18 protein-coding genes and 2 pseudogenes are annotated in these 20,559 nt (G+C 56.3%); 11 read left to right on the top strand and 9 right to left on the bottom strand.

Annotation, left to right across the window (positions count from 1 at the left end; all coding sequences use genetic code 11):
- Positions 1-66: 66 nt before the first annotated feature.
- Entirely contained in the window at positions 67-1,008 is a 942-nt protein-coding gene (locus tag KFO72_RS21280) for an NAD(P)-dependent oxidoreductase (protein ID WP_225032952.1), read from the bottom strand.
- Positions 1,009-1,558: 550 nt separating this feature from the next.
- Between KFO72_RS21280 and KFO72_RS21285 the strand changes: the two genes are divergently transcribed.
- The 7 genes from KFO72_RS21285 (at position 1,559) to KFO72_RS42585 (ending at position 8,272) form a co-directional block, all read left to right on the top strand.
- Entirely contained in the window at positions 1,559-3,214 is a 1,656-nt protein-coding gene (locus tag KFO72_RS21285; protein ID WP_225032953.1) for an MFS transporter, read from the top strand.
- 85 nt (positions 3,215-3,299) lie between these two features.
- A complete protein-coding gene (locus KFO72_RS21290; RefSeq protein ID WP_225032954.1) occupies positions 3,300-3,839 on the top strand; it encodes an NAD(P)-dependent oxidoreductase in 540 nt (179 codons plus the stop codon).
- Positions 3,821-4,198, top strand: a complete 378-nt coding sequence (locus tag KFO72_RS21295) for an NAD-binding protein (RefSeq protein WP_263627758.1) — start codon at positions 3,821-3,823, stop codon at positions 4,196-4,198. Before KFO72_RS21290 ends, KFO72_RS21295 begins: the two co-directional genes overlap by 19 nt.
- A gap of 387 nt (positions 4,199-4,585) precedes the next feature.
- Positions 4,586-5,515: a LysR family transcriptional regulator gene (locus KFO72_RS21300; protein WP_225032956.1), complete on the top strand. Its 930-nt coding sequence runs from the start codon at positions 4,586-4,588 to the stop codon at positions 5,513-5,515.
- Positions 5,516-5,659: 144 nt separating this feature from the next.
- Positions 5,660-6,634: a quinone oxidoreductase family protein gene (locus tag KFO72_RS21305; protein ID WP_225032957.1), complete on the top strand. Its 975-nt coding sequence runs from the start codon at positions 5,660-5,662 to the stop codon at positions 6,632-6,634.
- A gap of 186 nt (positions 6,635-6,820) precedes the next feature.
- Complete coding sequence (locus KFO72_RS21310) at positions 6,821-7,810, top strand: protein NO VEIN domain-containing protein (RefSeq protein WP_225032958.1); 990 nt, start codon at positions 6,821-6,823, stop codon at positions 7,808-7,810.
- Between the two features lie 243 nt (positions 7,811-8,053).
- A complete protein-coding gene (locus tag KFO72_RS42585) occupies positions 8,054-8,272 on the top strand; it encodes a UPF0489 family protein (protein WP_225032959.1) in 219 nt (72 codons plus the stop codon).
- Here KFO72_RS42585 and KFO72_RS21320 read toward each other — a convergent pair.
- Positions 8,237-8,668, bottom strand: a complete 432-nt coding sequence (locus KFO72_RS21320; protein WP_225032960.1) for a hypothetical protein — start codon at positions 8,666-8,668, stop codon at positions 8,237-8,239. The two genes, KFO72_RS42585 and KFO72_RS21320, sit on opposite strands and share 36 nt — an antisense overlap.
- Before the next feature lie 639 nt (positions 8,669-9,307).
- Positions 9,308-9,478: pseudogene (locus tag KFO72_RS42590) on the bottom strand (transposase domain-containing protein); the annotation flags it as partial.
- A 125-nt stretch (positions 9,479-9,603) separates the two neighbouring features.
- Here KFO72_RS42590 and KFO72_RS21330 point away from each other — a divergent pair.
- The 4 genes and pseudogenes from KFO72_RS21330 to KFO72_RS21345 all read left to right on the top strand — a co-directional run.
- The gene (locus KFO72_RS21330; protein ID WP_225032961.1) at positions 9,604-10,848 is read left to right on the top strand and encodes a tyrosine-type recombinase/integrase; all 1,245 of its coding nucleotides are present in this window, start codon (positions 9,604-9,606) and stop codon (positions 10,846-10,848) included.
- Positions 10,845-11,771: a tyrosine-type recombinase/integrase gene (locus KFO72_RS21335; protein WP_225032962.1), complete on the top strand. Its 927-nt coding sequence runs from the start codon at positions 10,845-10,847 to the stop codon at positions 11,769-11,771. Before KFO72_RS21330 ends, KFO72_RS21335 begins: the two co-directional genes overlap by 4 nt.
- 14 nt (positions 11,772-11,785) lie before the next feature.
- Positions 11,786-12,769, top strand: coding sequence for a tyrosine-type recombinase/integrase (locus tag KFO72_RS21340; protein WP_225032963.1), 984 nt, complete (start codon positions 11,786-11,788; stop codon positions 12,767-12,769).
- A gap of 242 nt (positions 12,770-13,011) precedes the next feature.
- Positions 13,012-13,215, top strand: a pseudogene (locus KFO72_RS21345) (transposase domain-containing protein); the annotation flags it as partial.
- A gap of 288 nt (positions 13,216-13,503) precedes the next feature.
- On the opposite strand, the gene KFO72_RS21350 reads toward KFO72_RS21345, so the two are convergent.
- The 6 genes from KFO72_RS21350 to KFO72_RS21375 all read right to left on the bottom strand — a co-directional run bounded on the left by KFO72_RS21350 (position 13,504) and on the right by KFO72_RS21375 (position 20,437).
- Positions 13,504-15,171, bottom strand: a complete 1,668-nt coding sequence (locus tag KFO72_RS21350; RefSeq protein WP_225032964.1) for a 3-(methylthio)propionyl-CoA ligase — start codon at positions 15,169-15,171, stop codon at positions 13,504-13,506.
- A gap of 136 nt (positions 15,172-15,307) precedes the next feature.
- On the bottom strand, positions 15,308-15,682 hold the full coding sequence (locus KFO72_RS21355; RefSeq protein ID WP_225032965.1) for a BON domain-containing protein: 375 nt from the start codon (positions 15,680-15,682) through the stop codon (positions 15,308-15,310).
- 76 nt (positions 15,683-15,758) lie between these two features.
- Positions 15,759-16,817, bottom strand: a complete 1,059-nt coding sequence (locus tag KFO72_RS21360; protein ID WP_225032966.1) for a porin — start codon at positions 16,815-16,817, stop codon at positions 15,759-15,761.
- Between the two features lie 472 nt (positions 16,818-17,289).
- Positions 17,290-18,726 carry an MFS transporter gene (locus KFO72_RS21365; protein ID WP_225032967.1) on the bottom strand — a complete coding sequence of 479 codons (1,437 nt, stop codon included), beginning with the start codon at positions 18,724-18,726 and terminating at the stop codon, positions 17,290-17,292.
- Between the two features lie 24 nt (positions 18,727-18,750).
- Positions 18,751-19,056, bottom strand: a complete 306-nt coding sequence (locus KFO72_RS21370; RefSeq protein ID WP_225032968.1) for a DUF4387 domain-containing protein — start codon at positions 19,054-19,056, stop codon at positions 18,751-18,753.
- A complete protein-coding gene (locus tag KFO72_RS21375) occupies positions 19,043-20,437 on the bottom strand; it encodes an acyclic terpene utilization AtuA family protein (RefSeq protein ID WP_225032969.1) in 1,395 nt (464 codons plus the stop codon). Before KFO72_RS21375 ends, KFO72_RS21370 begins: the two co-directional genes overlap by 14 nt.
- Positions 20,438-20,559: the final 122 nt, after the last annotated feature.

Raw genomic sequence — 20,559 nt, forward strand, 5'->3', positions numbered from 1 at the left:
TGAGCTAATGTCTACTGCACGCCCCGATCAGATTGTTCAAATCGGGGCGCTTGAGGCACGTTGGTATCAGGCTGCCTTCGCTGCCTTTGCCTGTTCTGCCAGATGTAGTACAAGCGAGGTCGCATCCATATCCGCACCACCGCTCTTGGCATGCTCGGTCATCAGCATGTAGGCCGCCTCCGCGGTCTCAAGCCGAGCACCCACGTCTCGACCAGCTTCGACCGCGAGGCTAAGGTCTTTGGCCAGAAGCCAGGTCTTGAAACCAGCTTTGTATCCGTGGGACGACGGGGCCTCGGCCACAACGCCCGGTGCCGGGTTCCAAAGACGGAACGACCAGTTGTCCGCTGACGAACGAATAGCGATTTCGAAAAACTCCTTCATGTCGAGACCCAGGCGCTGGCCCAAGGCAGTCGCTTCGCAGTTGACAGTGACGCTTACCGCCATGATGAGGTTATTCACCACTTTTGCGGCCTGACCCGCACCCGGGCCGCCTACGTACGCGATGTAGTCACCGAGCGGCTTCAGTCGCTCCTTCGCAAGATCCGCATACTCTTTTTCACAACCGGTCATGAAAGTGAGCGTGGCGTCCCGCGCACCTTCCGTGCCGCCGGAAACCGGCGCTTCGACGAAAACAACCCCCGCTTTTGCCGCAGCTTCGTGGAGCTTCTTCGCATAGGCAATTCCGACCGTTGAGCAATCGAGAATCATGGTTCCCGGTCGGACGCTTGCGAAAACGCCATCGGGCGCTGTCATTGCCTGGTAAACGTCAGTTCCGGAAGGAAGCATCGAGTAGACGACGTCTGCATCGGCCGCAGCCTCTGCCAGACTCGCGGCGACCTTGACTCCGTTATCTTCGGCCCGCTTCGCTGCTACTGGGTCGATATCAAAGCCATTAACGGAAAAACCGGCATTGATAAGGTGTTTGGACATGGGATTGCCCATGAGACCAAGGCCGATCCACGCAATAGTGGGCATGGAAACTCTCCTTCGCTGTGAGGTTGTCGACATAGCGTCCGTGATAGCGATGGTGACGTCTCCGTGTCAACCGTCGCTGGACTGAGAAAAAGCTTATTGCTCGGCTTTCTGAGGGAACAGTGGACAAACGTACCAACGGTTGTGCATTAATCACACGTCGCTAGCGCTATCAGGCCTGTGCGCCTATGGACTAGGTGTTTGTCCGGATGTGGAGGCCAGGCCCGGGTGCGTAGCGGCTTGGCCAGTAGTTGGCAAAGGCGGGCAGATTGCACTCCATGACATGGCGCGCGTTATACGGCGGTTCGGGTTATCACTGAATTACTCGATTTACGCACATTCACTGTTGATTCATCGACTACCGGGTCAGCAGGTGACGAGACAACATAGTCGTGCAGCCCGATGAATCGCGCATCGGAACCGGCTCTGCTTCACACCATCAGGGCACATGCTTTCTCTATATCGGTTCCGTCTTCACGATCTGCCCTGGATGAACTGCGGGACCCTCGTCAGTAATCGCAGGCACCGGTGATTACGGTCATCGCGGCGCAAAAAATACATACATGAAAATATTTTGGAGACAGATATGAGTGCAGTTCTCGACAAATCAGTATCCGAAAGAATGGGGGCGAAGGATCGCCTGGTCATCTTCGCTTCGTCGCTCGGCACTATATTCGAATGGTATGACTTCTTTCTCGCTGGGGCATTAGCGCCTTACATCAGCAAGTCAATTTTCTCCGGTGTCAATTCCACAGCGGGCTTCATCTTCACCTTGCTAAGTTTTGCAGCGGGTTTTGCGGTGCGACCGCTCGGCGCAGTTGTCTTCGGTCGGCTCGGTGACAAGCTAGGTCGGAAGTACACTTTTATGGTCACGATTGTCGTCATGGGCGCTTCCACGTTTTTCGTCGGACTGCTGCCGGGTTATGCGACGATCGGACTGGCCGCGCCGATCGCCTTTGTGAGTATGAGATTGTTGCAAGGTCTGGCGTTGGGCGGAGAGTACGGCGGCGCCGCAACCTACGTTGCGGAACACGCGCCGTCGAACAAGCGGGGAGGCTGGACATCCTGGATTCAAATGACTGCCACGTTGGGGCTGTTTCTTTCGCTCCTCGTGATTCTTGTTGTGAGAACGGGAACTGGCGAGAGCAACTTCACGAACTGGGGGTGGAGAATCCCCTTCCTGCTTTCGATCGTACTTGTGGGTGTGTCGGTCTGGATCCGGATGATGCTCAGCGAATCGCCCGTCTTCCAGAAGATGCACGCGGAGGGAAAAACATCAAAAGCGCCGATAAAAGAGGCGTTCGGCCAATGGAAGAACGTCCGATTGATGTTGATAGCTTTGTTCGGTGTAACCGCGGGCGAAGCCGTGGTCTGGTATACCGGTCAGTTCTATACGCTGTTCTTCCTCAACCAGACGCTGAAGGTCGATGGTCAACTTACTAATCTTATCCTCATCGTAGCGTTGTTGGTCACGTCGCCGTTCTACGTTGTGTTTGGGACCCTGTCGGATCGAATCGGCCGCAAGCGAATCATGCTCGCAGGTTGTCTGCTCGCAGTCTTTACCTACGTCCCGCTCTTCAAGGCATTGACGCACTACGCGAATCCGGCGTTAGAGCAGGCACAGGACAGTGCTCCGATCGTTCTCTACGCCAATCCCGAACAATGCTCGGTCCAGTTCAACCCGGTAGGCACTGCTCAATTTACGAGTTCCTGCGACGTGGCAAAGGCCGCGCTCTCAAAAGCGGGCGTCGGCTACGAAAATCGCGTTGCTAGTGGCGGAACGGCAGTAATCGAGGTTGGCGGGAGAAGCGTGCATTCGTACGATGCGAAATCCACAAGTGCGTCTGTGGAAACGACACGATTCAATACCGAACTGCACGACGCCTTATCGGCGTCTGGCTATCCGCTGAAGGCTGATTCGGGCCTGGTCAATGTACCGATGACAATCGTCGTGCTGATTATACTCATGCTCTACGGAACAATGGTGTACGGGCCGATGGCAGCGATGCTGGTCGAATGCTTCCCAACGCGCATACGGTACACGTGCCTATCGGTCCCGTATCACATTGGCAACGGTTGGTTCGGCGGCTTCCTGCCGGCGAGTGCGTTCGCAATAGTTGCAGCTCAAGGAAATATATATTCGGGCCTTTGGTACCCAGTTGTGGTGACTGCGATGACCTCTATCGTCTGCATTTTCTTCGTCAAGGAAACGGTCGGGACGAAGGTCGATGCGGAAGTCTGAGCCGACTTGTCGGTGATTGTGAGGATGTCGCGTGGCGTAAGTGAACATGCGACTTCATCGTACGGTGAGTCTTTCGGGAACAACTATGAAGATAGCATTCATCGGAATCGGCAACATGGGCGCCCCGATGGCGCGAAATCTCCTACGTAGAGGGCACTCGGTTACGGCATTTGACGTCTCGACAAGTGCGCGTTCTTCGCTCGAGCCGGATGGAGCAAAGACCGCTTCAACTGTCCGGGAAGCAGCTATCGATGCCGAGATGGTTTTCACAATGCTGCCGAACGGTGCGTGCGTGGAGCAGACTTATCTCGGCGAAGGCAGTCTGCTCGACGGACTCGTTCAACGTCCAGTGCTGGTCGACTGTTCAACGGTTTCTCGCCAGACGGCAGCGCTCGTCGCAACGGAAGGGAAGCGGAAAGGCTTTTCTGTGGCTGACGCGCCCGTCTCCGGCGGGGTCATGGGCGCACACGCTGGCACCCTGACATTCATGGTCGAAGCGATTCCAGTGTTTTCAACGAGATCAGAAATGTGCTTCTTGACATGGGAAAAACCGCATTTCACGCGGGCGGAAACGGTGCCGGGCAGATGGCAAAGATATGCAACAACATGCTTGCAGCGATCTTGATGGCAGGGACAGCCGAAGTCCTGGCTTTGGCTGAACGGAACGGTGTTAGCGCGGCAGCTATAACTGAGATCATCAACGCGAGCACCGGCGGGAATTTCACGTCGCAACGGTGGAACCCCTGGCCCGGGGTTCAGGCCGATTCACCTGCGAGCAATGAGTTTAAAGGGGGCTTTCAGGTCGGGCTGATGATCAAGGATCTCGGATTAGCAATGAACTGTGCCCAATCGGTATCCGCATCGGTGCCGCTTGGCTCGCTTGCGAAAAATCTTATGGTTATACACGCTCAGGCCGACGCAAATTATCTAACGAAGGATATTTCCAGTATTCAGACACTCTACGCGCCCGACGTCTCCGCGTGAGATACCGGCTTAGCACAGTATCTTATCAGTGCGTCGATATCCGGAGCGTGCCGTCCTACGGATCGTGGAATCCAATACCGTTTTACTGCAAGGAGAATTCTCGTGAAAATCGCCAGTGTGATGTGGGTGGATCAAATGACCGAGGTTGGCATGGCCTCAATATTTGATGGACCTCCCGCGCACCTTGCCAGGCATACTACCGCGATGGAAGCCGAAGGGCCGAGCACATACAGGACGCTTCTTCATATGCCAGCGGCGAGCTTGTTCGCTCCGATGGACGACCATGCGCACTGTTTTCACGCTGCGATACTGGGGTATAACTGAGGATTTCGCGATCTACGACTAAAGTAAAATGGGGGGTATTAACGCTTGAGCAACGCGCCACATATGCCCCCCCGCAAACCTGCTGAAAATTGGGACGACTTCCGGTACTTCCTTGCTGTCGCCCGGAATGGAACGTTGTCTGCTGCTGCCGAACGGCTCGGAACAGAACATACGACGGTCTCTCGACACATTCAGTCGCTTGAGAATGCTTTGAAAAGCAGGCTCTTTCATAAAAGCAATATCGGGTACGAGCTTACCGAAGTTGGTCGCCGCGTCCTCGAAACAGCCGAGGCAATCGAGAGCGCTTACGTGCTTTCGAAAGCTGCTGCCGACCACGATTCGGTCGAAATCGAAGGGGTCGTTCGGATAGGCGCACCGGATGCCTTCGGAAGTGTATTTCTGGCGCCTAGGGTGCAGGATCTTACTGAGAAGAACCCTCGGCTGGAGATTGAGATATTCGCCGCACCTCGCGTTTTCAGCCTCTGGAAGCGGGAAGCGGATATCGCTATCAGCCTGTCCGGTGCCGAGCACATGCGCGTGGCGTCGCGGCGTCTGACGGACTACAGGCTCTTCGTTTATGCAACGAAGGGATACCTTGAAAACTCTCCGAAAATACGCACGACTGCCGATCTCGCATCTCATCCTTTTGTCGGCTACGTCGAAGAAGGTCTGTTCGCCCCGGAACTTAATTATTTTGACGTCGTCAGCCCGGATTTGCTTCCTCGCGTCCGAAGTACAGCATTGCTTCCACAAGTCTTTGCTACGCTGGGAGGGCGAACGCTGGGTATCTTGCCGGCGTATGTAGCCGCTTCGTTCCCGGAATTAACGCCGGTCTTGCCAAAAGCCGTGTCTCTGGTGCGCTCGTTTCACATGCAGGTCAACGAGGACCATCGCAAGGCAGCGAACATCAGGGTGGTTGCCAACTTTGTTGCAGACCTTGTGCAGAGTCATCGCTCCTTGTTCATGGGGCGTGAAACGGACCCCAAGGCGTAAGTTAAGCTTGCGTTACTCCTGCACAGCGATTGTGCGGTTTTGGGGTACTGTTCCGCTCACAGGTTACCTATAGTTTTCTATTCTCGTCCAGGAGCGGACGAGTCCGAAAGGCGCGCAGCAGTACGTCTGAAATAGGAGTTGCAGATGACACAAGCCATACGGCTCACGAATACCGGTGGTCCTGATGTGATGAAGTGGGAGACCTTCGATCCTGGTCGACCAGGGAGTGGAGAACTGCGGATAAAGCACACTGCGGTTGGACTGAACTTCATCGACATCTACCACAGGGAAGGAGCCTATCCCTTGCCACTACCGACAGGGCTTGGGGTCGAGGGAGTGGGTATTGTCGTCGACGTCGGAGTAGGGGTGACAGATTTCAAGCCGGGCGACCGAATCGCGTACGCAGGCGGCCCTCCGGGGGCTTATGCATTCGAACGTTTGATACCTGCTGGTCGCGCGGTCCTTTTGCCCGAATATATCGAAGATGAGGTTGCGGCCAGCGTCTTCTTTAAAGGGCTGACGGTTGAGTATCTGATCCGGCGATGCTACCCGGTCGAAAAAGGCGACACTGTGCTCTGGCATGCCGCAGCAGGTGGTGTAGGTACGCTGGCCGGCCAGTGGCTGTCCGATATCGGCGCCACGGTAATTGGTACCGTAGGCAGTGACGCGAAGGCCTCACATGCTCGTCAGAATGGATACACACACACCGTCAACTACAAATCCGAAGACTTCGTTGCACGTGTTCGTGAACTGACGGATGGCGTGGGCGTTGCGGTAGCATACGACTCGGTCGGAAAGGATACCATCATGGGGTCGCTCGATTGCGTGCGAACCCGTGGAACATTGGTAAGCTTCGGGACTACTTCGGGGCCCACGCCACTGATCGATCTTGCAACGCTCGGTGGTAAGGGATCGCTGTACCTCACACGCGCCTCGGTCGCTCACTATACGGCAAAACGTCCAGAGCTCGAGAATGCAGCCAATGCCGTGTTCTCTATGCTGAAAGCGGGCAAGCTGAGAGCGGCCGAGCCAACCCGATTCGCGTTGAAGGACGTCGCGGATGCACATCGAGAGTTGCAGTCTGGCAAAACGTCTGGTTCCGTAATTCTGGTTCCCTGATGTAGGAGTTTCCTCATAGACGGTCTGGTCTGTGACTTCTCGCGACAGCCGGAAGCCGCACGCTTGCCGACACGGACCGCGTTTTTATCGGCTCGACGCATACGGAGAAGACTGTAGATTTTCGGATGATTGCCGATAACTCGTTCTTGAACCTGTCTCGACAATGAACATTAGATTGAGAGAAAGATGAACGAGCCGCTTGTCTTTGTGAATATCGGTTGGATGGTGTCCTATCAGGGAACCAGGAATGACCCGACCCTAGGGGGACACGGCTGGCTGAAAGAGCATGATTCGGGACTGGAAGCCTGGAACTTTCTGCCGCACAGAAAGATGTTGTATGGATACGTCCCGCGCTCTGCACGTATTGACATTCGAAAGCTTGGCGCCGCGAGCAGTGACGAGCAAATGACCGGAGTAACGGTCGTCTGGCTTGCTCGCAATCCTCGTGACAAGGTCACATACGTTGCTGGCTGGTATCGGAATGCGACGATTAGACGAGAGTCCGGCTACTTTCGCGTTAATCGCAGCCCGAAACAGGTCGTCGAGTATCAGATTGAGGCGCCGCACGATACAGCAAGGTTGTTGGTCCCGGATCAACGACTATTGCAAGTCCCTACTGCGAAGATTAAGGGAAATCTCGGTCAAAGCCCCGTGTGGTACGGCAACGACAAATTTGTAGCCGAAGTTCGCGACTATCTGAAAAACGATGGGGTGATCCCGGCACAGCGGAAATCGAAGAAGTCTGGTGGGTCACGACAGGCGGATCCCGCGACCCGCAAGCTTGTCGAGCTTGCGGCCGTAAGGCACGCGATCGAGTACTACACATCCGAGATTGGCGGTAGTCGGACTGTGGAGTCGGTCGAAAAAGACAACGTTGGCTGGGATCTTGTCGTTTCAGGCGCGGAGGTCACGCTCAAGGTTGAAGTTAAAGGCCTTGCGGGCACTGAACTTCAGGTAGAGTTAACGCCGAACGAATACGCACAAATGCGATCCACGCAGAATCGGTCTTCATACACGATCTACGTGGTGACTGAAGCGCTGAGCGCGTCACCAAAGGCGCACATATTCTACTACAACGCCGAGGCTAGCACTCGTACCGACTACGTATGGGCGTCGGAAGACGGTCGAAAACTTGCCATCAAGGAATTAATCGGTGCGCGGCTGACGGTGCAATGACCAACAGGTTACGCGTCAGGCCATTCTACGTGTTAATTATCTCGTCTCGCTACCGCGCCGAAGCCACCGTCAGTGTAGGGACGGCCGCGCGCGAAGTGATCACGTGCTCGCTCTAAGGTGGCGGGCGAGTTATCGATTTTTGGAGAGAACGTTGGCTGGCATATGGCACATTCCGCGTAAAAAAGTGGGATTTCGGGTCACGGCACACAGAATTTTCTATGGCAAAACGGCCCGGTCTACATCATGGACAACCACAGGGCGGCTTGGTGGTGCTGGATGCAGCAGCTGTCGCCGGAGGAATCGATTGACGTTTTTCATATCGACCGCCATACCGATACGCTCCCAAGCAACCTTGAAATCTGGACGCGGCACCTACCGCAACAAATGAGAGGGAAATCTCTGGACGATTACTTGGGCCTCGAGTGTTTAATGAACGGATCCAAAGGCCCTGTGATCCGATAGGATAATTATCTCAGTCTCTTTTTCGAGCATGAGAAAGCGAGACTTGGTCGAGTTTACTTCGCTACGCATGGTGACGGAGACGCTCCTAATCTTCCGGACGGCTCCTGGCGAAATGTTGCTTCTTGGGATCTTCCTGCAAATTTTGATTATTGGCTCGCGGATGGGCATAACTGGATTATCAATATTGATCTGGATTACTTTTTCTGCGAGATGGAGAACGGAGAGTGTCGTCGCTTTCTTGCGCATGACTACGTGCAAGATTTGTGCGGTGCGATTAAACGCCACCAGGATAGTGAGCGCATTAAGGTCCTCACGATTTGCCTGACTCCGGATGAAGAAGGCTATAGCGGCGGTTGGGCGTCCGCGGAAGCCTTGTGCGCCGAGTTTTGCCGCCATCTTGGTATCTCCGACTTCGCTTTACCTTGAGTCCGTTATTCAACTGCCGTTTGCTCTAACGTGTACAATTCTGCTCACGCAGTTTGCTTTCGCAGGGCAAACGGTCGCCACTTCTGAGGGGAGCGGCGCGAACGCCGCCACCATGGGTGCCTTTGGCACTCCGGGCGGCGAGCCACTGCTCGCGCATCACACCTCTGTACGCTGCATGAACGCCGCGCCAGACAGCCACACGTGAGTCTCCAGCCATCCTTGCAGGTAGCCCGAGAACGTGGTGGCCACCTCGCACCGGAACACGGACATCGGTGCCCACGTGCGGCAGACGTTCAGTCAACTTCTGCCCGAGACGGGCGATGACGCCCGCCGCCGCAGCATGCACACCCCAGCCCCGTCGCGATGCGTACTTCACGGCACCGATGATCCACGTAGAGGCTGGGTCAATCCTAATCGGTTCAACGCCTGTGCGGAAGCATTTGGCCTCGAGCAGTTGCCGGCAATTCGCGTAGAGCAGCGCGGAAAGCATCCGCGCTCCCTTCGGGCTGAGCTGTGCCATCACAGCGCTTTTATCGCAACAAGGCGTCGCGGTGCGCTTCCGTTTGCACCTGGTTCCGGAACGTTTCGCTTCACGTCGCAGACCGTCGGTTACTCGTTTAAACGTAAGCGGTCTATCGACCACGCCCCTCTGAGGTTAGGGGTGTCAGGCAGCGCCCACGGCATGAGCGCCGCATAGTCATCAGCGGTTGCAGCAAGGGGCAACTTCCCGAACAGCGAGACGAGATAGCGGTATGGATCGATGCCATTCGCCTTGCAGGTTCATGCCGAGTCCCGAACTATGTCGAGTTGAAACACACGAGCGGTTGCTGAACGACATACAGTGTTTTTCCATTCGGCATAGTCTGGAGCTCTATCCCGCCAGGTGACGGGAAGGAGCAACAGACATGAGCATCGAATCGTACTATCACCGTCCTGCAATGTTGAGCCGCCTGCGAGAAGGGCCACTGGGTTGTTACATGGACCTGTTCGCCGAACAACTGAAATGCGAGGGACATTGCCAACAAGGGGCATGGCGCAATCTGCGCGTCGTCAGCGACTTCAGCCATTGGCTTGCTCGCCGACATCTTGATGTCGGCGATATCAGCGAACAAACCGTGGGCGCATACCAGTCGTTTCGGCGACGATACCGATGTCCAGCGATCTTTGATCGTCCTGCTCTGGATAGGTTGCTCCGCACGCTGCGTGACCTCGGTGCATGTCCGCCGCGGCCAATTACAGCGTCGGATTTCGCTGGGCAGATTGAGGAAGAATTCATACACCATCTACTGCAGGATCGCGGACTCGCAAAGGTATCAGTAGTTCGACATCTTCCCGTAGTCCGCATGTTCCTGCAGGAGCGGCGTATCGCCTGTGTTCGTGATATTAACAAGCTAACCGGCAAGGACATTCTCGATTTCGTCGAACATCATGTTCACGATCACACTCCGCGATCTGCACAGCTCATGTGCTGGACCCTTCGCTCATTTGCGCGATTCATGCGGTATCGAGACTACGTGACTTCTGACCTGGCGGCCGCAGTCCCGAGCATAAGACGATGGAAGCTTGCTTCACTTCCCAGCTATTTATTGCCAGATCAGATTCAATCGGTACTGCTCGAAGCCAGCAAACGTGGTACTTCCGTTGGTCGGAGGGACTACGCGATTCTTCTGCTATTGGCTCGTCTGGGCTTGCGCGCAAACGAGATCGTTTCTCTCGATCTCGGCGATATCGATTGGAGCGCCGGCACTCTCCTGGTTCACGGCAAAGGACGTCGGTGTGCTGAGTTGCCGTTACCTGCTGATGTCGGCGTCGCGCTGGCAAACTATCTCGAGCGGGGTCGTCCTCACTCGCGTAGCAGGCGGGTGTTCGTACGTCATCTAGCCCCCCACAGGGGATTCGCGTCATCATCGGCAGTGTTCTACATTGCGCGGTCAGCACTGGACCGCGTTGGAATCAATGCAGTCGCAACCAGGGGTGCCCATCTGTTCCGGCACAGTCTCGCGACCCAGTTGCTGAGGTCCGGCGCGTCGCTTACCCAGATCGGCCAGCTATTGCGTCATGAGAGTCCGGATACGACGAGAATTTACGCGAAGGTCGACATTGACGCGCTGCGTGCGCTTGGGCTGCCATGGCCGGGAGGTGTGCGATGAGTTCCATCCGGAAAGCCCTCTGCTGTTACGTCAACATGCGTCGCGGGTTCGGCCTCAAATTTGATAACCAGGAGAAGCGGCTGATCGACTTCGTTCGATTTATGGAACAGCGACGCGCAACAGTAGTCACGAATAGCCTTGCTCTCGGGTGGGTCATGCAGTGCGCTGACCATCGTCCAACGTGCGCTCTGCGGCTCGCCGATATTCGCGGATTCGCACGTTATCTGAGTATTTCAGAACCCGCTACCGAAGTACTCCCGGCGAGTCTTCTTCCCTGGCCGCGGCGCACCGCACCATATCTGTACACCAATGCCGAAATCGACAAGCTGATGTCGGCGGCACTGGATCTGCGGCCAGCGAATGGCTTGCGTCGCTGGACGTATCATTGTCTGTTCGGTTTGCTTGCTGTGACAGGAATGAGGATCAGCGAAGCGCTCGCGTTGCGTCGTGATGATGTTGATCTCAACACCGGCATTTTAGTTGTCCATGAGACCAAATTCGGTAAGTCACGTCTCGTGCCGGTTCACGCAACGACTCGAGCCTCGTTAGTCCGCTACGTCCAACAGCGCGATGCACACGTCTTTCCCGCACGATCTCCGTATTTCTTTGTCGCAGAACAGGGCGGCAAACTTCTTCACCAGCACGTGAATCAGGTGTTTCTCACGCTTTCCAGGCAGATCGGCCTGCGAGGGCCTGACGATCGTAGCGGACCTCGTATACACGACTTTCGACATAGCTTCGCAGTTCGCACCCTGCTGACCGGATATCGCAAAGGCCGTGACGCCAATCTGCTGCTGCCCGTGCTCTCGACGTATCTGGGGCATGCCTACGTACGGGATACCTACTGGTATCTGTCCGAGTGTCCGGAGCTTATGCGTTACGCCGCGAACAAACTCGAGCAACGGTGGAGGGTACCATCATGAGGCCTGATCCAGGCTTGGCGACGCTGATCGAGCGGTTCTTCACCGAGAGGCTGATACGTCAACGGCACGTTAGCCCCCACACGGTCGCATCATACCGGGACACATTCCGGCTTCTGTTTAGATTCGTGCAGAAGCGGCTGCACAAGTCCCCGGAGAAGCTCGAGCTTCCGGATCTTGATGCTGCGCTGATTAGCGCATTCCTCGACGACATGGAGGAATGCCGCGCCATCGGTGTCCGTACGCGCAATCTCCGCCTGACAGCTATCAGGTCATTCTTCCACTTTGTCGCGTTCGAAGAGCCGACCCACTCCCGGCTCATACAGCGGGTTCTCGCAATTCCTGGGAAGCGAGGCGCCAAAGGAATTGTGTCGTTCCTCAATCACGACGAAATCGATGCGCTCCTTGCCACCCCTGATCGCAGCACCTGGATCGGGCGCCGCGACTACACGCTACTGTTGCTGGCCGTCCAGACAGGATTGCGGCTCTCCGAACTGACTGCGCTCAATCGTGATGATGTTCATCTGGGGCGTGGAGCCCATGTACGATGCTTCGGAAAGGGACGTAAGGAGCGCTGTACGCCACTGACAGCACATGCGACCTTCACGCTGAAGGCGTGGTTGAAGGAACTACCCCGAAGTAACGAACCCGCTCTGTTTCCAAACGTACATGGTGGGCGTCTCAGTGCGGATGCTGTCCAATACCTGCTGCACAAATACGTCAGGCAGGCAAGCGCAGATTCTCCAACGCTGATGCGCAAGAGGGTATCGCCACACGTGTTGAGACACAGTGCGGCGATGGAGCTCCTGCAGGCAGGCGTGGATTGCTCCGTCATCGCTCTGTGGCTCGGGCATGAGTCCGTCGAGACAACCCAGATATATTTGCACGCGCATCTAGCCATGAAGGAAGCGGCGTTAGCGAAAGTGTCTACGCTTTGCAAGGGGCAGTCGATACGATACCGCGCGCAGGGTCGTTTGCTCACGTTCCTCGATTCGCTTTAATCACGGGCCCGGACTATGCCGAACGTGAATTGCTCGACGTCACACAGAACGATACGCTGCCGCCCATCAGCCATGGCGGCGACACTCAATTCGGCATAGTTCGGGACTCGGCATGAACCTGCCTATGCCGCATGCGGCATAGGCAGGTTTCAACCAGTGAGTAGAGATTGGCGCTCGCTTGTGCGCCTGCAACGGTGTCGGCGAACAGGCACCCCCGGTGTTTAGAGAAGCTTTTCCATAAGAGAAAGAACTGGTTATTTGCGGGCTCACTGCGCGCCGGCAAACGGGCTGCAGTCATCATGAGTCTGATCCGTTCTGCACAACTGAACGGGCACGATCCGCTCGTCTATCTGAGGGACGTGCTCACGCGCCTGCCAACACATCGCGCCGCTGTGATCGACGAGTTGCTGCCTCATCGATGGCAACCTGACGTAGCCGCGCTATAACTTCCGCTCGCGCCACGCAAGGTGCTTACACCGGTTGCTTACACCTTGCCGGAGCAGGTGCCGGAAGCGCTTAATCTAATCGACGACTTCATCGCAGAAGTGAAGCGGGTGAGGACGTCCCTGGAGCTGCTCGAAGCGTGGTCTCCGGACGACGACTACGGCGACGTCTGGGAGACATCATCTTCAACGGTTCGCCACGTCGGGTGGCGACCGGCCAACTCCAGTCATAGGATCGACCAAGGCCGCAGCCCTTCGTATGGCTCCTGCGTACTTGACAGCGGTCGGGCGTCAGTTTGTAACTTGGCGCGCTCCTGAAGGGTTACACGTCTGTGCGATAGTCTGCTCCTCAACATGTCCGAATTGCTGCCTCAACGCGAGTTTATTTATCTTTCCTGTTGGTGTTAAAGGCAGAGACTTCACAAATTTTACGTCATCCGGCAACCACCACTTGGCGACTTTGCCTGCAAAAAACTCCAGCACGTCTTCAACAGAAAGCGCGCTGCCTTCTTTCAGCACCGCTATCAAGATAGGACGTTCGTCCCACTTCAAATGCGCCCGGCCAATGCAGGCGACGGCCTCAATTTCCGGGTGGGATATTGCGATATTCTCCAAGGCGATGGATGAAATCCATTCGCCGCCCGATTTGATGACATCCTTGCTCCGATCAGTGATATGCAAGAAGCCATTCTCGTCTATAGTTGCCACGTCTCCTGTAGCGAACCATCCGCCACTGAGCGCTGAGGCAGACGCGCCGAAGTAGCGTTCGAGCACCCAATGTCCTCGCACAAGCAGTTCCCCACTCGTTCGCCCGTCCCGTGGAAGTTCCGCCCCGTCAGGTCCGACCGTTTTCAGTTCAATCCCCGGCACTGCTCGGCCCTGTTTGGACTCAGTCAGCAACCGTTCTTGAGGCGTTTTTTTGCTGCAGCCTCGTGAGGGCGTGCACACCGTACCTAACGGTGAAGTCTCCGTCATTCCCCAACCATGCACGGAGCGAATCCCGAAATTCTTGAAGCTTGCCGCGAGACTCGGAGGACAGGCGGCACCTCCGACGATCACCCGTTGAAGGGTGCTACATCGCTTTCCGGTGCGTGCAAGATGCTCCACGAAAGCAAGCCATACGGTCGGCACTCCAGCCGACATCGTGACGCCTTCCTCCGCGAACAGTGTGGAAAGTGATTCCCCATCCAGCTTGGCGCCGGGAAAGACAAGCTTCGCCCCCACCAGAGGAGCCGAAAAGGGCATTCCCCAAGCGTTAACATGGAACATCGGAACGACAGGCGCAAGGGTATCCGTGGTCGAAAGACACAACGCGTCGGGCAACGCGGAGGCGTACGCCATTAGCGTAAGCGACCGATGGGAATACAACACGCCTTTCGGATCGCCCGTAGTACCAGACGTGTAGCAGAGTATCGCCGCGCGTTCTTCATCGAAGCTTGGCCAGACGAAGTCCGGTGCTCGTTCCTCAATGAGTACCTCGTAGCTTTCAAGCGGTACCGGGAAATCGCGAGGCAGCGCGTCCTCGGAGCACAACATGACCCACTTCTCGACATTCGGGCACTGCGGCGCGATTTGTTCGATCAGCGCGGCGAACGTAGCGTCAAAGAAAACATACCGATCCTCGCCGTGATTAATGATGTACGCGATTTGCTCGGGAAACAGGCGAGGGTTGATCGTATGGCAGACAGCGCCAATGCCACTCACCCCATAGTAGAGTTCCATGTGCCGGTAGCCGTTCCACGCCAAGGTGCCGACACGATCACCAGATCCGATACCTCGATTGATCAAAGCCTGCGCTACCTGCTTACAGCGGACGTGACAGTCTTCGTAGTCATAGCGATGAACGTCGCCCTCTACTCGGCGGGACACAATCTCGACATCACCATAGTGCCTAGCAGCCGCCTGAATGATAGACGAGAGCAACATAGGAATGTGCATCATCTGGCCGAACAGTTCCATGGAATTTTACTCCTAACAGTGCAGTTTCCTGCTAACAGATTGATACGAGATCCCTCAAGAGGAGAGGCGGCGTACGATTTTGGGATCGCTGGTTTGCGAGACATACGAACCGGCGTGAATTGCACGGTGCGGTCTATCACTGCGTCGGTTGCGTAGCTAACCGAAGGCTCTCGCGAACGGACTTCACACCTTCGACGTTACTTGCCGCTTGGACCGCGAGAGGGATCTGACTGGCTTCCGGGACCACTCCCGACAGGATAATGTTGCCGTCAGAAGCCTTAACAAATATTCCCGTAGCGTCTAGTCCCTTGATGCGCGACAGCGCCTTCAAGACGCGTTTTGACAAGGCCCGGTTTGCGGCGCGTATGACCTTTGGTACCTTTGACGATGTCGGTGCCGACGCCACGTCATAGTTCGAATTGCCACTTGCCGGCTGTCCCGGTTGTGCGACCGCATTTAATGTGAAGAGCAGGCACACCAATGTGATGCCCCTCACTATAATCCGATGCATATCATGCTCCCATGAGTGTTTGTTAGATCGCTGGGGAAATCGACGGTGACTCCATGCGCCTGCCGGTGCGCCGTCCTTAGAATTTGGTTTGTAGCCCGACCGATACGCCGGTGATACCCGAACTCCCCGGGCTTCGGTTGAGAACAGCGATATTTGTTGGGTCCTTCTTGTACGCGCCCGAAAAATGATTCCGGTCCGCTTCCACGTAGACCTCGGTTCGCTTGGAAAGAAAATATTCGGCTATCACATACGCAGTCTGCTTGTGACCACTGGCGCCTTTAACATTGCCCAGGTTACTGGCGATGTCATCGTAGTAGGCAGCAGTCACCGCAAATGCCGGCGTAACTTGCCAGACGACGCCGCCCTGCGGCACATCATCACGTCGCTGAGAAGGAGCTTTCGTCGATCCACTCACGGTTAATACCAGATAGCTGAGGTAGGCGCGAACGGGTCCAATCTGCCACACGCCGCCGGCGTAATAGTTCTGTGCCATCTGGCTTGCATCCGCATTATAGGTACGTTGATATGCAATACCGCCTCTTAGCGGTCCCGTATCGTAGCTAACGGCCGCCGAATAGTTGGATCCTGCTCGCTGGTTCCCGGCGACACCACCGAATGAATAGCTTGCACTAAGCTTCGCTCCGGCGAGGCCGTTTGTGTACTTCACGGAATTGTTGAAGCGGCTATCCAAAGTGAAAAAATTCACACCGAGAAGACCGCTCGGAGTGATCGCCGGATCTGCGCCCCCAATCTGTGACGGATCCAGAGAAATACCCAAATCCTCAAAGGAACTGAACTGGCGTCCCATCGTCAGACGACCATAAGTCCCATCGAATCCGACATATGCCTGACGGGACCAAAGGACGTTATTTGTGGCCAAGGTGCCATTTGAGGAGTTGAAGCCGTTTTCCAGACGGAAAATAACTTTCACACCGCCGCCGATGTCCTCGGAACCGGTCAGACCGAATCGATTCGGCGCGATGATATTGGAATATTCGACTGTCGAGCCTCCCTTCGTTCCATTAACCCATCTGACGCCTCCGCCAACAATACCGTAGAGGCTCACGCTTGACTGTGCGTGCGCAAGATTGAATGTCGAGGAAAGCAGGATTGCGGCAAGCTGACCTTTATTCATTCGTAGACCTATATAAATAATCGAATTGTGACGGCCTAAACGTTACCGACGATCGCGTTTGCTCCGCATGGAGCCGACAACGCGAGTCATAGGAAACGATCTCCAAAGGCAAGGCGTCTGTCTCCTTGACGCCACAACATCTCCGCCGCGATGCCGCCGCACCAGTTTCAGCTTTGCGGCAAATGGCGGACAAAACTGGCGCTACGACCGCAGCCTATCGCTTGCGGTTGAGCACCGAAAATCATCATTTCAAGGCGCGGAACACATAGGGTGCACCGTCAGACTCAGAGATGGCAGCGGCGGCGGCAGCGCTATAGACCTGCACGTCCAACAGTCGCCGTAAGGGTCTTGCTCTGCCTCGCTGCCATGCTGAGCGCGAAAGAGAAGGGGACTTTCACAATTTTTGGCTCAGGTACTAGAAATTCCTTTGCCATGTGTCCATGCGCAATTTAGTCATCCCGGTTCGATTCGATCATGGTTGCCCCGTTATTTGCTCGAAGGTCTTGTTGCGTGTTCGCGGGCCGGCCAGTCCGATGGTGAGCACCGCGATGAGCATGCAACCGCTGATCGTGAGGAACACTGTCGCCACGCCGCCGCGCGTCAAAGCGAAGGCTACGATGTATCCGCTGATCGCCGCCGACAATCTCGTAAATGAGTACACGAAGCCAACTGCGCGGGCCCTTATCGACGTTGGAAAGATCTCGCTTTGGTATGCATGACCGTGAAAGCTCAAGGCTGCATTCGCGAACGTCAAACCGATGCCCGCGCTGATCCAGCCGATGGCAGAGACCGAGTGTGCAAAGATGAGACCCAATACAATCGCAACCAGGCCGATAACGATGATTTGGTGCTTGCGTTCGAATCGATCTGCCAGCAACGCGACCAATATGGGCCCCAAGGGCGCTGCAAGACTCACGCCGAAGGTATAGAACAAGCTGTGCTTCAGCGGCACACCCTGTGCCTCCAGCAGGGTGGGGATCCAGTTGCTGAATCCGTAGTAGGCAATGTTCTGAAAGACGAAGTAGACGATCATCATCAACATCGCATTCCGCACGTAGCGATGCGAAGCGCGGTGCGCCGTACGAAGGTTGGTCGGCACTGGCGCAAGCGGCGCGGGCTGGCTTCTAGCCTGCCCTCCACCGTCAAAGGCATCGAGGATGGCGTGTGCCTCCTCCCGATGCCCTTGGGAAGCAAGCCAGCGCGGGGACTCCGGCAGGTTTCGGCGAAATATCCAGAATATCGCTGCGCCCGCTGCTGGAAGGAAGGTCAACCACCTCCAGCCTGTGATGTCGAATAGCGAGCGCGGGATCAGGAAGGCCGCCAGCAGGGCTGCGATGGGGATTGCAGAATACTCTATGGATTTACACATGCCGAATGCCTTTCCCCGGAGGTGCTTGGGCATGATTTCCACAATGAAGCAGTCGATCGCAACGGACTCGGCACCAAGTCCGACCCCCGCCAGAAATCGCCAGAAGCAGACCCAGATCGAATCGTTTTGCAATCCCATGACCGACGTCGAAAGAGCGTAGAAGACCAGCGCATAGCCGAACACGGCCTTGCGACCGAACCGGTCTCCGAATCCTGCAAAGGCGATTACGCCGACATACAGCCCAAGGAAGGTCGCTGCTATGAAGGTTGCCTGATCGGAAAATCCGAACAGGCCAGCATCACCGGTCTTGAAAATGCCGGCTGCCACAAGCCCGGGCGAAAGCGGGGCCGTCAATGCAAGGTCATAAACCTCGAAGAAGCCGCCCACGGCGATCAGCGCGACCCACCCCCAAAGGCGCATTGACCCCTTCAATGCATCAATGCGCGCACCAATCTGCGCTACTGCGGTGGCATGGTCGGGATCGTTGCGAGTGGACGCGCGACTTTCCCTAGCCCTGGCGGCTGTCAATATTTTGTCCATGTTGTCTCCTCCTGAGTCGACCTGTCAGTCGATGCAGACGCTTAATAGCGGAATGAACTGCTGCCCTCCGTGCAGATCGGATGCTCCCAGTGCACCTTGTGTCGTTGGATGCGGGATGCTGAACTTGAACGCACGAGCGCTGTCGCATTCGAAGAACCGGACCTTGTCGGGCGTAGTGCGATATAGGCGCGAAAACATCCCCACGTTGAGTGCCCCGGAGCGCTTGACGCGCTGGTAGCTGTCGTCGTCGCCGAACAGAATGTCAAAGGTCAAAACAAAAGGGCCAGCGTTTTTGCTGCGGACCATCGCCGCAATGTCAGAGAGTTGCATCCTTGGCTTCCTGGATATGCGTGATGACGGTCCGAAACATTGATACTGGCGAATCCGGCAGCACGACGTGATTCATGTTGAAGGCATACACCGGTCCGCGTTCAATGTGCGCCGGGTTGTGCAGGCAAGCGAAGCCCGTGATTGATCCTTTCCACTTGGTCGTGGGCTGGTGCAACAACGGTTGCCGTGTCAATTGCACCAGGGCGCTGGCGGTCTGCTGGTCCGCAGCGGTTGCTTCGACAACGAGCCCGATCTCGTGCGGGATTCGTGCGCGATCTGGCTCGAGCGCCCCCATTACGCCGTCGCGGCCGTATGCGTGGTAGTCGATCCTGGCGCCCATCGCTTCCAATGATTTACCGAATACCTTTTCCACCGACAGCTCGACACGCTGGCTCACTTTGCCGAGCCAGTCGTCAAATTCCCCCAGGATAAAGGGATCGCGGATGCCGCCTACCATGATGCTTTGATACCCCACAAGTTCGGCGCCCTCTAGTTTGATGGTGGTCTGCTCGGCTGGCCTGAACTTGCTTCCCCGTATCCGCACGCTTGTCGCGTCGATCTGTTCGTAAACGGCCTCGCTAATATCCAGTACGCCGGAGGCCTCAGTGAAGCGAAACGGATCGGCATTCTCGTAGAGACTATGCGCGGCGACGGATTGTGTCGTGCAACGCAAACCTGGGCCGATCGGCTGGATCACCACTTCGTCGGGCCGCACATAGCCGACGATCATGCCGTGTGCGGGCCTTTCGCAAACCGAGGGGCCGCATTCGACGACCTTGCCCGCGTGCCAGGCCAGCCCATGCGGCAGCCCCATCTGGATCGGCATAGCCGCATAGAGCGCCGGATCGCTGCAGCGCCCAGCCACAACGAGGTCAACGCCGGCGGCGAGCGCGGCTTGCAACGGCTCGACGCCCATCATGCCGACTATGCGCTCGCTGCGCCGGATCGTCGTTTCATCGAGATGGGGAGCCGGGTTGAGTGCGCGGATGCGCCCCTGCGCGAGTTTTTCCACCAGAGAGTCCTTCGACTGCTCCGAGCGAATCTCGGCTACCCTGAGCTCCAGCCCTTCGGACGCTGCGACCTCACGCACGATATCCATGAACCAGTCAACGTGCACGTCTGCGCCGCCCGTACCCACCGAGCCAATCAGCAGTGGAACCTTCGCGGGCATGGTGTTTCGTAGCAGGGTGGTGAGGTCTCGCAAGATCGCTTCACGTGGAAAGGCGCACACTCCCATTCCCAATGCAAACGGTCCCGCGTCCGTGGTGCCGGCGTCGGCAGCAACGAAATGTGGCTCGCATGCCATCGCCTTGCGCAAGCTGTCTTCGGGGACGCCGATGCCGAGCATCCCGCTCGCGGCAATAAACCTGCATTCCTTCATGTTGTCTCCATCCGGGCGAATAATGGCCCGGTAGGAAGTAGTGTCGACCTGTGTTGCTTCGTCAGTCAATCTCGATAATAATCGTCGATATATCGACTGCAAACTTTACCTCATGGCAAGCG

The sequence above is a fragment of the Paraburkholderia sp. XV genome (assembly GCF_020177535.1).
Classification (GTDB): Bacteria; Pseudomonadota; Gammaproteobacteria; order Burkholderiales; family Burkholderiaceae; genus Paraburkholderia; species Paraburkholderia caribensis.